Origin of the sequence: Colidextribacter sp. OB.20 (genome assembly GCF_009911595.1) — a bacterium.
In the GTDB taxonomy this organism is placed as follows: domain Bacteria; phylum Bacillota; class Clostridia; order Oscillospirales; family Oscillospiraceae; genus Lawsonibacter.
Genome location: NZ_QWKG01000018.1, coordinates 1 through 14,188 on the forward strand (window position 1 = coordinate 1; position 14,188 = coordinate 14,188).

At 59.7% G+C, this 14,188-nt stretch carries 14 protein-coding genes; 9 read left to right on the forward strand and 5 right to left on the reverse strand.

Annotation, left to right across the window (positions count from 1 at the left end):
- Both D1641_RS05645 and D1641_RS05650 read left to right on the forward strand, forming a co-directional pair.
- The coding region (locus D1641_RS05645) for a GTPase (protein ID WP_160663550.1) at positions 1-836 on the forward strand (836 nt) is incomplete at its 5' end.
- Between the two features lie 121 nt (positions 837-957).
- On the forward strand, positions 958-2,334 hold the full coding sequence (locus D1641_RS05650) for a hemerythrin domain-containing protein (protein ID WP_160663552.1): 1,377 nt from the start codon (positions 958-960) through the stop codon (positions 2,332-2,334).
- An 82-nt stretch (positions 2,335-2,416) separates the two neighbouring features.
- Here D1641_RS05650 and pta read toward each other — a convergent pair whose 3' ends face one another.
- Positions 2,417-3,391, reverse strand: coding sequence for a phosphate acetyltransferase (gene pta / locus D1641_RS05655; RefSeq protein WP_160663554.1), 975 nt, complete (start codon positions 3,389-3,391; stop codon positions 2,417-2,419).
- A gap of 240 nt (positions 3,392-3,631) precedes the next feature.
- On the opposite strand from pta, the gene D1641_RS05660 reads away from it, so the two are divergent.
- The 5 genes from D1641_RS05660 to lepA all read left to right on the forward strand — a co-directional run bounded on the left by D1641_RS05660 (position 3,632) and on the right by lepA (position 8,088).
- A complete protein-coding gene (locus D1641_RS05660) occupies positions 3,632-4,336 on the forward strand; it encodes a helix-turn-helix transcriptional regulator (RefSeq protein ID WP_160663556.1) in 705 nt (234 codons plus the stop codon).
- A gap of 184 nt (positions 4,337-4,520) precedes the next feature.
- Positions 4,521-4,796 carry a hypothetical protein gene (locus D1641_RS05665; RefSeq protein WP_160663558.1) on the forward strand — a complete coding sequence of 92 codons (276 nt, stop codon included), beginning with the start codon at positions 4,521-4,523 and terminating at the stop codon, positions 4,794-4,796.
- A gap of 24 nt (positions 4,797-4,820) precedes the next feature.
- Complete coding sequence (locus tag D1641_RS05670; RefSeq protein ID WP_160663560.1) at positions 4,821-5,291, forward strand: hypothetical protein; 471 nt, start codon at positions 4,821-4,823, stop codon at positions 5,289-5,291.
- A gap of 32 nt (positions 5,292-5,323) precedes the next feature.
- Positions 5,324-6,088 (forward strand): hypothetical protein, encoded by a 765-nt coding sequence (locus tag D1641_RS05675; RefSeq protein ID WP_160663562.1) that lies wholly within the window; start codon positions 5,324-5,326, stop codon positions 6,086-6,088.
- Positions 6,089-6,279: 191 nt separating this feature from the next.
- A complete protein-coding gene (lepA, locus tag D1641_RS05680) occupies positions 6,280-8,088 on the forward strand; it encodes a translation elongation factor 4 (protein WP_160663564.1) in 1,809 nt (602 codons plus the stop codon).
- A 52-nt stretch (positions 8,089-8,140) separates the two neighbouring features.
- Here the strand turns inward: lepA and D1641_RS05685 are convergent, their stop codons facing one another.
- The 3 genes from D1641_RS05685 to gpr form a co-directional block, all read right to left on the reverse strand.
- Positions 8,141-9,556 (reverse strand): hypothetical protein, encoded by a 1,416-nt coding sequence (locus D1641_RS05685; RefSeq protein WP_160663566.1) that lies wholly within the window; start codon positions 9,554-9,556, stop codon positions 8,141-8,143.
- A 516-nt stretch (positions 9,557-10,072) separates the two neighbouring features.
- Complete coding sequence (locus tag D1641_RS05690; RefSeq protein ID WP_201757261.1) at positions 10,073-10,348, reverse strand: translation initiation factor 2; 276 nt, start codon at positions 10,346-10,348, stop codon at positions 10,073-10,075.
- A 143-nt stretch (positions 10,349-10,491) separates the two neighbouring features.
- The gene (gene gpr, locus D1641_RS05695; RefSeq protein WP_160663570.1) at positions 10,492-11,382 is read right to left on the reverse strand and encodes a GPR endopeptidase; all 891 of its coding nucleotides are present in this window, start codon (positions 11,380-11,382) and stop codon (positions 10,492-10,494) included.
- A gap of 204 nt (positions 11,383-11,586) precedes the next feature.
- On the opposite strand from gpr, the gene rpsT reads away from it, so the two are divergent.
- Both rpsT and D1641_RS05705 read left to right on the forward strand, forming a co-directional pair.
- Positions 11,587-11,850 (forward strand): 30S ribosomal protein S20, encoded by a 264-nt coding sequence (rpsT, locus tag D1641_RS05700; RefSeq protein WP_160663572.1) that lies wholly within the window; start codon positions 11,587-11,589, stop codon positions 11,848-11,850.
- A gap of 258 nt (positions 11,851-12,108) precedes the next feature.
- Positions 12,109-12,957 carry a YihY/virulence factor BrkB family protein gene (locus D1641_RS05705; protein ID WP_160663574.1) on the forward strand — a complete coding sequence of 283 codons (849 nt, stop codon included), beginning with the start codon at positions 12,109-12,111 and terminating at the stop codon, positions 12,955-12,957.
- Positions 12,958-12,992: 35 nt separating this feature from the next.
- Here D1641_RS05705 and D1641_RS05710 read toward each other — a convergent pair whose 3' ends face one another.
- On the reverse strand, positions 12,993-14,111 hold the full coding sequence (locus D1641_RS05710) for a hypothetical protein (RefSeq protein WP_160663576.1): 1,119 nt from the start codon (positions 14,109-14,111) through the stop codon (positions 12,993-12,995).
- Positions 14,112-14,188 lie beyond the last annotated feature (77 nt).

Consider the following 14,188-nt stretch of genomic DNA (forward strand, 5'->3'; position numbering starts at 1 on the left):
CGCTGTCCGCCCTGCTGGCCACCTGCGGCCGGGGGCGGCGGCTGCGGGAGGGGGTGCCCTGCGCCATCGTGGGCCGGCCCAACGCGGGCAAGTCCTCCCTGCTCAACGCCATGCTGGGCTGGGACCGGGCTATCGTCACCGACGTCCCGGGCACCACCCGGGACACGGTGGAGGAACGGTGCGAGCTGGAGGGCGTCCCCCTGCGGCTCATCGACACCGCTGGCCTGCGGGACACCGACGACCCGGTGGAGAAGCTGGGGGTGGAGCGCTCCCGAAAGGCCATGGAGGAGGCGGGGCTGATTCTGGTGCTCATCGACGCCTCACGGCCCGCCCAGGACGAGGACTTTCTCCTTTTGCAAGAGGCCATATCCCTGGCCCCCACCATTCTGGTGTGGACCAAGGGGGACCTGCCCGCCGCCCCCGTTCTGTTTGCCCTTCAGGACCCTGCCCGCTTGAGCGGTGTGATTTCCGTATTGACCAAGGCGGATGAATCCACCCCGTTTTTGGACCTGCCGGAGGGCGTACCTGTTGTGGGGATCAGCGCCAGGACCGGGCAGGGGCTGGATTTGCTGGAGGCGGCGGTGGCCGAGCTGTTCCCCAGAGAGGAGTCCGTCCCCTACGGCCAGCTTCTCACCAACGCCCGGCAGGAGGAGGCCGCCCGCAGGGCTCTTGAGAGCGTCCACCGGGCCCGTGAGGCCCTGGGGGCGGGGGTCACCCCTGACGCCCTGCTCACCGACGTGGAGGAGGCGATCACAGCCCTGGGGGAGCTTACCGGCCAGAGCGTTCGGGAGGATGTGACCGGCCGAATTTTCGCGAAATTCTGCGTAGGAAAATAGGGCTGGCCGGGCTCCGGTTTTTCTATGGAAATTTTCCAAATTGCTATTGAAATGAGGACTCTTTTGTGGTATCTTGCTTAAAAGAAAACTGCGGAAATCATGGCGGTGAGGAGGGGTTTTTATGGACGCCAGATTTGAGTGGCGTGAGGAGTTTAACACCGGAGTCGAGTCTATCGACAAGGAGCACCAGCGGCTGTTTAAGATTATCAACAAGCTGTTCCGCTTCCGGGAGGAGGAGAAGGACAGCCAGTGGACCTGCCAGGAGGGTATCAAGTATTTCAAGGGGCACGCGATGAAGCACTTCTCCGACGAGGAGGCCTACATGGCCTCCGTCGGCTATGAGGGGCTGGAGGAGCACCAGCGCATCCACAGGATCTTCCGGGAGCAGACCCTCCCGGCCCTGGAGCAGGAGCTGGAGCAGACGGACTACGCCCCGGACGCGGTGGAGCACTTTTTGGGGGTGTGCGCCGGCTGGCTCATCGGACATACGCTGACAGAGGACCAGGCCATTGCCGGCAAGCGGACCAGCTCCTGGAAGTCCCTGCTGCCCGGGGAAGAAGTTGCGGAGATGAAGAAGGTCATCATCCAGCTGGTTTTCGACATGTTCCATCTGGAGTCCCAGGTTATCAGCGACGCCTACAGCGGCGAGAAATTCGGAAAGGGTGTATATTACCGCCTGTCCTACAAAACGAAGAAGAGCGAGCAGCGCCAGGAGATTATGCTGGTTTTTGAGGAGAAGCTGCTCATCAACACCGTGGGCAAGGTCATGGGCCTTCAGACCGGCAAGCTGGATACCATGCTGATCCACGCCGCCCGGTATACCGCCCGGCAGTTCGTGGGGCGGATTATGGAGCAGTTCCCCTCCATGCAGAATTACGAACTGAAGGAGGAGACCCTGCTGTCCTACGAGCAGTTCCAGAAGGTCTTTGAGAAGGAGACCATGCAGGTCAGCCTGCTGCTGAACACCGGCGGCGCGGGCTACTTCGCCTACTGCGTCATCGCCCCCCACCTGCTGGAGGAGGGAGTGGGCACCGCCATCGAGAACGAGAACGCCAGCGCTCTGGCTGAGGTGGAGGAATATCTGGCGAAGCGGGAGAAGCAGGAGGAGCAGGAGGAGATCGAGCACCGGCTGAAGATTCTGGTGGTGGACGACTCCATGACCATCCGCCAGGGAATGAAGCAGCTGCTGGAGAAGGACTATGAGGTGGCTTTGGCGGAGTCGGGGGTGGCCGCCATCCGGACCATCACCCTGAACAAGCCCGATCTGGTGCTGCTGGACTATGAGATGCCGGTGGTAGACGGCAAGCAGACCCTGGAGATGCTCCGCTCGGAGAAGAGCTTCGCCAGTATCCCGGTGATCTTCCTCACCGGCCGGGACGACCCGGAGGTGGTGCGGGCGCTGCTGTCTCTGAAGCCGGCGGGCTACCTGCTGAAATACCTGAAGCCCGGAGAGATTAAGGCGAAGATTGACGCCCTTCTTGAAAAGCATAAGGCGTAAAAAAACAGGAGCGCTCTGAGGAGCGCTCCTGTTTGCTGATTTCCCTGCCCGCAAAAAAGAGCGCCCCATAGGGCGCTCTAAATCAGGCCAGAGCGGCGGTGATGATAGCCATGGAGTAGACCTCCTGGGCGTTGCAGCCCCGGCTCAGGTCGTTAATGGGGGCGTTCAGGCCAAGCAGGATGGGGCCGTAGGCCTCGAAGGAGCCCAGGCGCTGGGCGATCTTATAGCCGATGTTGCCCGCGCTGATGTCGGGGAAGATGAAGGTGTTGGCGTAGCCGGCCACCTTGGAGTCGGGGCACTTGGTCTCGGCCACCCGGGGGGAGACGGCGGCGTCAAACTGCAGCTCGCCCTCGATGGGCACATTGGGCATAGCCAGCTTGGCCTTCTCGGCGGCGCTGCGCATCTTGTCCACGGCGGCGCCCTTGCCGGAGCCGAGGGTGGAGTAGCTGAGGAAGGCCACCTTGGGGTCCACGCCGAAGATCTTGGCGCAGGAGACGGTCTCGGAGGCGATCTCCACCAGCTCGTCCTCGCTGGGGTCGATGTTGATGGCGCAGTCGGCCATAGCCAGCACCATGTTGCCGCCGGTGGCAGAGGGGCGCACCAGGATGAAGCAGGAGGACACGATGGTGTTGCCCGGCTTGGTCTTAACCAGCTGGAGGGCGGGACGGACGGTGTCAGCGGTGGAGTAGGTAGCGCCGCCAAGCAGGGCGTCGGCCACGCCCATAGCCACCAGCATGGTGCCGAAGTAGTTGCCCTTTTTCAGCATGACCCGGCACTCGTCGGGGGTCATCTTGCCCTTGCGCAGCTCCACCATCCGCTCCACCATGGCGTCCATATTCTCATAGGTCTCGGGGTCGTAGATGATGGCGCCCCGGATGTTGAAGCCGGCGTCCTCGGCGGCCTCCTGAATCTCGGCGGCGTTGCCGATGAGGATGGGGGTCAGGAAGGTACCGGACAGAAGGCGGGCGGAGGCCTCCAGAATACGGGGGTCGGTGCCCTCGGTGAATACAATCTTGCGAGGGTGGGCTTTCAGGATCTCAATGAGTTTTTTAAACATGTGACAACTTCCTTCCAAATCAAAGATAGATGTGACAGCACATCTGCTTCCATGATAAGATGGTAACATTTTCCCGGGCAAAAAGCAAGAGCCGCAGGCATAGTTTTTCCGGAAAGGGAGCAAAAAATCCCGGGAAAATTTTTGGATTCCCTCTTTACGCCGGGGAGTGATTTCAGGTATACTATACCAAGCGTATTGAAGGGCCGGGCCCCCGGCCGTTGATTATGAGGAGAGAGAGATATGAACGAAGAATTTGCCCGCACCCTGTCTCTGCTGCGGCAGGAGAAGAAGGTCAGCCAGCGCACCGCGGCCTCCGCCCTGGGCATCTCCCAGGCCCTGCTCAGCCACTATGAGAACGGTATCCGGGAGCCCGGCCTGCCCTTTGTGGTGAAGGCCTGCGACTACTACGGCGTGTCCGCCGACTTCCTTCTGGGCCGGACCCTGACCCGGGACGGCGCCACCATCTCCGCCGAGGAGCTCTACGACATCAGCGACGAGAAGAACAACTCCATCAAGGGGGGGGTGCTTGCCCTGCTGAGCAAGAAGCTGCTGGTCAACTCCATCGGCGTCCTCTTCGGCCTGCTGGGCAGGACGGGCAGCCGGGAGGCCATCCAGGCCGCCGCCGGCTACCTGTCCACCGCCGTGTACACCGTCTACCGCCGGCTCTACGACGCTAACCCGGACAACAACCCCGACTTCTTCTCCGTCCCCCCCCGGCACTTTCAGGCCGGCCTCCATGAGGCGGACATGAAGTGCTGCGAGGCCGAGCTGGCCGACGCCCTGGCCGCCCACGCCAAGGCCAAGGGCCCATGGCCCGAGATGACCCACGACGCCCTGGCCCGGGACTACCCCGTGCTGTACCAGTCCATCCTCCAGGTGGTCCACAACACCGGCGCGCGGGTCAACGCCATCAGTGGAGGCAGGAAGAAGCAGGAGAAGAAATAGACTGTAGTGGAGCGCAAAAAAGCCTCCCCCTATATGGGGGAGGGGGCTGGCCGTAGGCCAGACGGAGGGGGTATTGGGAGGTGGGCCCCCTCAGTCACGCTTCGCGTGACAGCTCCCCCACAAGGGGGGGGCCTTGCCCTGCGGGGGACGGAAGGCGAGCCAGGATAAGAAATGAGGGGACGCCATGAAACTGATCTATGAAATTGATTTCTCCGCGCTGAGTCCGGAGGGGAAGCAAAGATTTATGAACTACCTGCAGGATGATATGGAGGCGTGCTTTGAAGATGAACCCCTTGAGGTCCAGCGCCTGGCCATGACCCTGATCTTCACCCGCTGGTGGAACTCCTACAAGCATATAGCCCCGGAGGAGCCCACCCCGGAGATTCTTGGGACCGCCATTGAGCTGCTTTGGGATTTTCTGGAGGGGAAATGCGGGGACAGGGAATTTGACCGGTTCTAGAAGAGCTTTCACGAGGCCGCCCGGGTGGCCGTGTTCAGCTTCATGGGTGAGGACAGGCTGAAGGAGGACCCGGAGAGCGAGGCCTTCTATCAGGCGCACTTCGGCCAATGGGAGTCCGAATCCTACAACAACTTTTGTGTCTGGCTGGCCGCTGTGATGGAAGATATTGCCGGGAGTGAGGGATATCCCCTGTATTGGATTCCGGTGGATTACGTGCTCTATAACGATATCGCCCTGACCATGATCGGCTTTTTAGAGACAGTCTGCCAAGACGATCAGGACAATTCCGGCGGCCACCCTTTAGATGGGCTGGAGCGCCGGGAACGTGCAATCTACAGCACCCCAACCTTTGTCCAAGTCATCGCTCTGCTCCAGCAGGACATGCGTACCGCCCTGTCGGGCACGCCCCTGGCGGAGCTGCGGGAGCGGTATCGGAACGAGTACCTGTTCTCCCCGGAGGACAGCGCGAAGATCAGCCATTGCCGAGACCTGTAGGGCGGCCCGGGATGAGAAATAAGGAGGACACCGTGAAACCGATCTATGAAATTGATTTCCCTGCCCTGAGCCTGAAGGAGAAGGTAGACTTTATAACCGACCTGCAGGAGAACATTGAGGCGTGCCTTGCAGATAAGCCTATTGAGGTCCAGCGCCTGGCCGACACCCTGATCTTCACCCGCTGGTGGAACTCCTACAAGCATATAGCCCCGGAGGAGCCCACCCCGGAGATCCTTGGGACCGCCATTGAGCTGCTGTGGGACTTTCTGGAGGGGAAATGCGGAGACAGGGAATTTGGCCGGTTCAAGAAGAGCTTTTACGAGGCCGCCCGGGTGGCCGTGTTCAGCTTCATGGATGAGGACAGCCTGAAGAAGGACCCGGAGAGCGAGGCCTTCTATCAGGCGCACTTCAGCCAATGGGAGTCCGAATCCTACAACAACTTTTGTATCTGGTTGGCCACCATGATGCAGGATATTGACAGAAGTGACGGATATCCCCTGGGCTGGGAGGATGTGGGGTGCGTGCTCTACGAGGATATCGCCATGAATATGATCGACTTTTTGGATACAGTCTGCCTGGACGATCTGGACAATTTCGACGGCCACCCTCTGGCTAAGCTGAAACGCCGGGAACGCGGGATCTATAGAACCTCAACCTTCGCCCAAGTCATCGCTCTGCTCCAGCAGGACTTGCGTACCGCCCTGTCGGGCACGCCCCTGGCGGAGCTGCGGGAGCGGTATCGGAACGAGTACCTGTTCTCCCCGGAGGAGAGCGCAAAAATCAGCCGCTGCCGGTAATCCTCCAGGGGCGGCCTGCGGCCGCCCGAAGGCCTCCCTTCAAAAAGGGAGGTGGCATTTGCGAAGCAAATGACGGAGGGTTTTCCCCTGACGAAACGCATCCGTTTCCACAGGAGAAACCCCCACCCGGCTTCGCCGGGAGCCCCCTTGGGAAGGGGGCCTGATTTCCACACCTCAAGGAGGCACACATAATGACCGACCAAAGTAAAATCAGAAACTTTTCTATCATCGCCCACATCGACCACGGCAAGTCCACCCTGTCAGACCGTTTAATTGAGCTGTGCGGGGCGGTGGAGCAGCGGCAGATGGAGTCCCAGCTGCTGGACAACATGGACCTGGAGAAGGAGCGGGGCATCACCATCAAGGCCCGGGCGGTCCGTCTGGACTACCAGGCGGAGGATGGGGAGGTCTACCACCTGAACCTCATCGACACCCCGGGGCATGTGGACTTCAACTATGAGGTCAGCCGTTCCCTGGCGGCCTGCGAGGGGGCGGTGCTCATTGTGGACGCCTCCCAGGGCATCGAGGCCCAGACCCTGGCCAACACCTACCTGGCTATGGAGCACGACCTGGAGATCCTCCCGGTGGTGAACAAGATCGATCTGCCCGCCGCCGACCCGCAGCGTGTGAAAGAGGAGATCGAGAACATTCTGGCCCTCCCCGCCCTGGACGCCCCGGAGATTTCCGCCAAGCAGGGGGTCAACATCCCAGCCGTGCTGGAGGACATTGTGCGCAACATACCCGCCCCGGAGGGGGACCCCGCCGCCCCCCTGAAGGCCCTGATCTTCGATAGCCAGTATGACCCCTATGTGGGGGTGATCGTCTACTTCCGGATCATGGAGGGCACCCTGAAAAAGGGGATGAACGTGAAAATGATGGCCTCGGGGGCCGCATACCAGGTTTTGGACTGCGGCTATTTGAAGCCCCTGGGGATGGAGTCCGCTCCGGAGCTGTCCGCCGGGGAGGTGGGCTGGTTCACCGCGTCCATCAAGAACGTGAAGGACACCAGCGTGGGGGACACCATCACTGGCGCGGACAGCCCCGCCGGCGCCCCCCTGCCCGGCTACCGCCCCGCCCAGGCCATGGTCTACTGCGGTATCTACACAGAGGACGGGTCCAAATACCCCGACCTGCGGGACGCCCTGGAGAAGCTCCAGCTCAACGACGCCTCCCTGTCCTTCGAGCCCGAGTCCTCGGTGGCCCTGGGCTTCGGCTTCCGGTGCGGCTTTCTGGGGATGCTCCACATGGAGATCATCCAGGAGCGGCTGGAGCGGGAGTTCGACCTGGACCTGGTGACCACATTACCCTCGGTAATTTATGAGGTCACCAAAACGGACGGGACTGTGGTCCGGGTGGACAATCCCCACAACTACCCCGACCCCGGAGCCATCTCCCAGGCCCGGGAGCCCTACGCCAAGGTGTCCATCATCTCGCCCCCGGACTATGTGGGCAACATCATGCCCATGTGTCAGGAGCGGCGGGGGGTGTTTAAGGATATGCAGTATCTGGACACCAACCTGGTGGAGCTGCACTACTCCATGCCAATCGGCGAGATCATCTACGACTTTTTCGACGCCCTGAAAGCCCGCACCAAGGGGTACGCCTCCCTGGACTACGAACTGGAGGGCTATGAGCCCAGCGACCTGGTGAAGGTGGACCTGCTTCTCAACGGCGACCAGGTGGACGCCCTGAGCTTCATCGTCCACCGGGAGAAGGCCTACGGCAGGGCCAGGCGCATCTGCGAGAAGCTGAAGGAGAACATCCCCCGCCAGCTCTTCGAGGTCCCCGTCCAGGCGGCCATCGGGGGCAAGATCATCGCCCGGGAGACGGTGAAGGCCATGCGCAAGGACGTGCTGGCCAAGTGCTACGGCGGCGACATTACCCGGAAGAAGAAGCTCCTCGAGAAGCAGAAGGAGGGCAAAAAGAAAATGCGCACCCTGGGCACTGTCCAGCTGCCCACTGAGGCCTTCATGGCGGTTTTGAAGCTGGATGAGGAATAATGTCCTGCGACGACAAGAGAGCGGCCCGGTGAACATCTCACCGGGCCGTCTGTTATTTCCAAAACAATAGCTGCCAAGAGGATTCAAGGGGTGCGATTTGTGTCGGATTTGAGTTTTCGGCTTCCTCTACCGTGAACAGAAACCGCTCACTGCCCCGACTCCCTATAAAAGCAATTTGCCCGTTAGAGTAGGCGCAGCGTTCAAGTCTGTAATCTGAATGAGGGGTAATCTTTATCGTTACTACATCACCATTTGATTCATGCAGGTTCCAAACATAGTTCCCCTTCATTTTTCCGTACTTTTCAAGCTTCTGCTCACCAATTCCCTTGCCTATCTCCGCAATAAAATGTCCTTCCGAATCGTGCCCCGTGCATAAAATGATCTCATCGCCAAAGCAATCCCATGTGGTCAAATGAGAACTACTGCCTCCGTCTGGCAATTCAATACAGCAGTCGCCAAAATCTATAATATTAGCGCCCGCATAGTTAAGGTCTTCTGTATGCCACAGTGCTTTGAGTGATCCGTTTGGCATGAAAACAACCCGATAAGCAGTGTTGCCAAATTTTTCGCTGTAATATGAACTGTCGTCAATCATATATGGAACTTCATCCACAACGGACATTGTGTCAATATCCACAAAGCAATAGCATTCCTTATCCAGGTCCGTGAACACAAAATATCCATCAGGTGAAAACAGAGCGTAGTTATCATGAGGAATTTTACTGGAAAAATCCGTTGTATGCGGATGAAGTATTTCTGTGACATCGGTCAAATTTCCGTCCCCATCAACCCAGCCGACATGCTGAGAAGAATCTGTCTGGTTGTACCATGACACAGCTAATTTTGTCATCTTCTCATCAAACAACTGTTGGGCAAAATAGCACCCCAGATAGCCGTCGGTTCCAAATGGGAATTGATACTGCTTATCGTTATAGAATGTAAAAACCGTTTTCAATTCTCCGGTGGACAAATCCATTTGCGCCGCTGTAAATCCCTGCTGGAGAGAACCCTCCATCAGAATCGGCCCTGCGGTAATATCTATGGGTCCTCCGGCTTTTTCCGGCACCTCAATCCCCAGTCTGCTCAGAACGGCTTCAGAGACCTCACCGTGTTGATACAAATCCAGAATATTTTCCTCAGTGACCCCCATATAGATCATCTGATGCTCCCAGTATTCGGCCTTGAACTGATCCTCTAGATCGGGGGGCGGATCAACACCCAGCGAATCCCAAAGGACATTTGCAGGGAGTTCACCGCTTCGATACATATTCTGAATATCCTCGATGGTATACGCACCATTGTAAAATTGCTCCACCACCTCCGAAATGCGGTCCTCCCCGGTCATATTGTCGATGGATGGGCTGTTCTCTGTGGCTGGCGGAAGGGGTGCTGAATCCCTGCCCCCGCCGCAGGCGCAAAGGCCAGACAGCAGGCAGAGGGCGAGCAGACCCGCCAATATTTTCTTCATGTCTTTCTCTCCTTTTCTGTTTTCCTCAGCGGACCGCGCCGGGGGACCGGAGCTTTCCCCCGGCAGTTCCGCCAAGGCAAACAAAAAGCGGCGCAGGATAAAATCCCACACCGCAAAAGAAGACACAAACCCTTAAACCGCCACTTGTAAAGCGGCGGCAATTTCGGTATAATAAGGGCTGGTGCAGCAAATGCTGTTGTGTGGGAGGGCATTTCTCCCGCATAGGGGCGTGGGGTGTTGGAAGCGCCCCACGTCCTGCCTTATGTTTGCCTTGTCCCCATTGTAGCGCAAATTTTGCCGATATGCAAGCGATTTTTCAGCTTATTTTGGAGCGGGAGACCGGGCGCCTGACGGCACGACAAAACGGCCCGCCGGAATACTGTTCCGTCGGGCCGCCAGATTATAGTAAGGAGGAAAGAAGAAAACCGCTGTCCTTGGTGAAAGTACCTCTGTGGTACGGGAGGGGAGAGGGCCGCCGGCCCTCTCAGTTCATTCTATGCCGGCCGGGGCGGCGGGTTACAGCAGAAACAGCCAGAGGACCCAGCCCGCCGAGGCCAGGACGGCCCCCACGGCCCCCCAGACAGGGGCGGGCAGCCGCTCCAGCCGCCGGTTCCAGACCTTGCCCTGCCTGATATAGCCGTCGGCGGCCTGCCGGGCCTCCCGGAGTACCTTGTCGGCGCTGACCCCCTCCCGGGCCAGTGCCTCCTCCTTGACAATGAAGATGGCCTCCTCAAAGAGGCGGGGGTCGGGGGATTTTACCAGGATCACCTGGCGGGTGATGCCCTTCACCATATCTGTCACATCCTTTGCCAGCCTTTTCCTCTAGTCTTGCCTGAATTAGGCAAGGGTATTCCATAAATTTTTTGCAGGGCCGGCCTCTGTGCCGGCCCGATTTTTAAGGGACAGCGGAGCGGGGGCGGCGCGGAGACCGCCCCCTATGACAGCAGCAGCTCCAGCTCCTCCAGGGCGATGCCGGGCTGGAGGGCCATGCTCAGCCCGTAGCCGATGACCTTAGACAGGTCGCTCACCTGGCTGTCGATGTCCTTGGGGGTGACCAGCAGGTCCCGGCCCTCCCCCAGGTCGGGCAAGCCGTCGGAGCCCAGCAGATCGGCAGCCAGGGTGGCCCCGTCCACCACAGTGGGAACGCCCACGGCCACAACGGGTACACCCAGTGTGTCCCGGGTGAGGCCCATGCGGTGGTTGCCCACCCCGGAGCCGGGGGTGATGCCCGTATCGGCCAGCTGGACCGTCCGGCACAGCCGCTTCAGCGACCGGGAGGCCAGGGCGTCCACCGCCACCACGCAGGCGGGCCTGATCTTCTCACACACCGCCCGCACCAGCTCGCCGCTCTCCACCCCGGTGCTGCCCATAACCTCCGCCGTCACCGAGGCCACCGGCCGCAGATGGCCGAAATGCTCCGGCATTTTCTGAACCAAATGGCGGGTAACCAACACATTTTCGTGGACCCTCGGACCGATGGCGTCGGGGGTGATGGCCCGGTTGCCCAGGCCGGCCACCAGCACCAGGCCGTCCGCCGGGACGGGCCGGAGCAGGCCGGACAGCTCCGCCGCCACCGCCTGGACCGCCCGCCGGAAGATATCCTCCTCCCGGTTGGCCAGCCCCTCCAGGGTGAGGGTGATGTAGGTCCCGCTGGGCTTGCCCAGGGCCTGCTCCCCCTCCTGGTTCAGAATCCTGACCGTGTCCACCGGAATGCCCTCGCGGAGGCCGTCGTGGGCCTCCACCCCGGGCAGGGCGGTGAGCCGTCCCGCCTGCTCCTGCCATAGCTCCCTGGCCTCCAGGGCCAGGTCCGTCCGCCTTATCCGCATCAGACGCGCCTCCTGTTATGCAAGATGTTGTGGAATATTTTCCTTTTCCGCCCTAGCTTTTGCGGCTTTTGAAAAACTATCCGGCGATTATAAAAAAAACCCGAAAAACAGTTGATTTTTTCGGAAAGGGGTGGTACAATACAAATCTGCGTGGGTGGATTGACGCCCAAAGTCAAAATTATAAAATCGGAGGAGGTGTTTGGTTTGCCGAATATTAAGTCTGCCAAGAAGCGTGTGCTGGTCGCCCAGACCAAGGCCGCGCAGAACAAGGCCGCGAGATCCGCGCTGAAGACCGACATCAAAAAGTTTGAGGCCGCGGTGGCGGAAGGCAACCGCAGCGAGGCCGATGCCGCTTACAAGGTGGCTGTCAAGGCGGTGGACAAGGCCGCTGCCAAGGGTCTGCTGCACCGCAACAATGCCGCCAACAAGAAGAGCAAGATGACCGTCAAGCTGAGCAAGCTGGCCTGAGCTCCTGAAGCCGCGTAGAAAGCCGTCTGAGGTACAGACGGCTTTTTTCGTATGTATTTCGACGGCAGGCTGTGATAGAATTGTGCAGGGGCGCATAGTATGCGCCCGCCTTCTATAGGGAGATGTCGTCACGGGCGGAGGATATCCGCCCCCGCGGCGAAAGGATCATGCAGGGGCGCGCAGTGCGCGCCCGCGGGCGGACAATGTCCGTCCCTGCACACACGCCACCGCCTTTTCCTGATGAAAGGAGGCCCGTTGATGAAAAAAATCCTGTCATTTCCCCCGGTCTCCTTCGCGCTGGAGGCGGCGGACACCTTTCTGCGGGTGGGGGCGCCCCGGTCGGCGGCGGCCCTGTCCTACTTTCTCATCCTGACCCTGTTCCCCCTGCTGGTGTGCGTCAACTACTTTATCGGCCTGTTCCATCTGGACCTGGAGAATCTGCTCCGGTCGCTGGACCAGATTATCCCCCCCGAGGCGCTGGCGGTGATGGAGGACTATCTGGGCTATGTGGCAGACAGTCAGTCCCGGGCCCTGGTGCTGGCCAGCCTGGCGACCATCCTCGTCTCCGCCTCGGCGGGACTGCGCACGCTGCTGGCTACCCTGGACCACCTCCACGGCACGGAGAACGTCCGCCCGGTGCGCCGGGTGGCGGTGAGCGTGCTGCTGTCGGCCCTGTTTCTGCTCACCGTCTATCTGTCGGTGGTGGTCATCTTCACGGGCGAGTGGTTTTTCTGGCTGCTGGAGGCAAGCCTGCCCCAGGGCTTGGCGGAGCGCATTCCGCCCCTGTCCGGACTGTGGCGGTGGATGCGCTATCTGCTGCTGTTCTGCTTTGTGCTGCTGCTGGTGCTGATGGTCTATCGGACGGGAACCCCTCGGCGGGTCATGAGGAACCGGGTGCTGCTGCTGTCCTCTCTGCTGGCCGCCGCCGCCATCGCCGGCGCGTCGGTGGTGTTCTCCTGGTTCATCGGTATGTCGTCCCGCTATGCCTTGGTATACGGCTCCCTTGCCTCCCTGATTATCCTGCTGGTGTGGCTCTACCTGTGCGGCAATATTCTGCTGCTGGGGGCGGTGGTGGGCCGGGTGGTGGAGGACAGAATGAAGAGATGAAAAACCCGCCTCGATTTCGAGGCGGGTTTTTGATGTTATCCCGCGTAGGGCTTGTCGGTCTCCACGAAGATGCCCCTTTCAGCGGACCAGCTCACGTTGAAGCCCAGGGCGGCGCCCAGGTCGCGCAGCTTGAAGTAGTTGTACCCGCCGCCGTTGTCGTCCAGGAGGTTGATGGCGGTGAGCTCCACGGCCTGTCCGTTGATCTTGACGGACTGTCCGCCGCCGGTGTAGGCCCGGTCGCCGGAGAAGGGGGTGGTCATCTCGGAGCCGGTGTCCTCATAGGGCTGGCCGGTGGTCAGAGATATGGTTCCGTCATAGCCCACAGAGAACTGGGCGGCTGTGCCGTTGAGCACATGGGCCAGGTCGCGCAGCTTCACATAGTTGGTGCTGTTGCCGTTGGCGTCCAGCAGGGCGTACATCTGGAACTCCACCGCCTTGCCGTCCACCTCAACCGCCTGAGTGCTGGCCTTGGCTGTGCCGCTGGCAGGGATGGTTTCGGCGGGAGGGGTGGTGGGCTGGGGATCGGTGGGCTGGTTCTTCGACACGACCTCAACATAGAGATAGCTGGCACATCCCTCGCCCTGAGAAGGGGGAATAACAGCCGACGGGTTACTGCTGTCTCCAGCATAGATCCATCTGATCTCACGGCGAATTAGATGTAGTCCTTCAGACAGCGGCTGCGTTACTACTTCGTTATAAGTATCATCATATTCATACACTAAATTCTTGAGGGCGCGCATATATCCGCTGTCCTCAGCCTCTACTTCCTGGTAGACAACAACAAACTGTATGGCGCGTTCCGCACGGTCTTCGCCGATCACTGCGCCAGCCTGTTTTAAGCCCTCCTCCTTTGTCAGTTCATAACCACTGCCCAAAGTATGCTCTCGATTCAAAGTGCCTTCGGAGCATACCGGCGTGATTATAGTGCCTTCCTGGATTTGGTAGACGGTTACATTTTCTGCGGTAGTGCCCGTCTCCTTATCGCTGTGCAAGCCACGTTCCATAATATAGCTGCCTACGGTTGCCTGGGACAGAGTATAACTGTATCCGTCGTCGTCTGTAATTGCAGTCTTGTTTTCCTCGGCAAACGCTGGGACGGTCAGGCCAAGGCACATTGCCAGAGCCAGCGCGAGGGACAGGGCTTTCTTTTTCATAGATTTCCTTCCTCTCATGTTGTCTTTGGGGATTATTTCAGCAGCATATATTTTAACTATAGCATAATTCGACAGAG

Excerpts from the sequence above, each read along its gene's own strand:
- D1641_RS05650 (WP_160663552.1), top strand. The coding sequence starts at position 958 with ATGGACGCCAGATTTGAGTGGCGTGAGGAGTTTAACACCGGAGTCGAG.
- pta (WP_160663554.1), bottom strand. The coding sequence starts at position 3,391 with ATGTTTAAAAAACTCATTGAGATCCTGAAAGCCCACCCTCGCAAGATT.
- D1641_RS05660 (WP_160663556.1), top strand. The coding sequence starts at position 3,632 with ATGAACGAAGAATTTGCCCGCACCCTGTCTCTGCTGCGGCAGGAGAAG.
- D1641_RS05665 (WP_160663558.1), top strand. The coding sequence starts at position 4,521 with ATGAAACTGATCTATGAAATTGATTTCTCCGCGCTGAGTCCGGAGGGG.
- lepA (WP_160663564.1), top strand. The coding sequence starts at position 6,280 with ATGACCGACCAAAGTAAAATCAGAAACTTTTCTATCATCGCCCACATC.
- D1641_RS05685 (WP_160663566.1), bottom strand. The coding sequence starts at position 9,556 with ATGAAGAAAATATTGGCGGGTCTGCTCGCCCTCTGCCTGCTGTCTGGC.
- D1641_RS05690 (WP_201757261.1), bottom strand. The coding sequence starts at position 10,348 with ATGGTGAAGGGCATCACCCGCCAGGTGATCCTGGTAAAATCCCCCGAC.
- gpr (WP_160663570.1), bottom strand. The coding sequence starts at position 11,382 with ATGCGGATAAGGCGGACGGACCTGGCCCTGGAGGCCAGGGAGCTATGG.
- D1641_RS05705 (WP_160663574.1), top strand. The coding sequence starts at position 12,109 with ATGAAAAAAATCCTGTCATTTCCCCCGGTCTCCTTCGCGCTGGAGGCG.
- D1641_RS05710 (WP_160663576.1), bottom strand. The coding sequence starts at position 14,111 with ATGAAAAAGAAAGCCCTGTCCCTCGCGCTGGCTCTGGCAATGTGCCTT.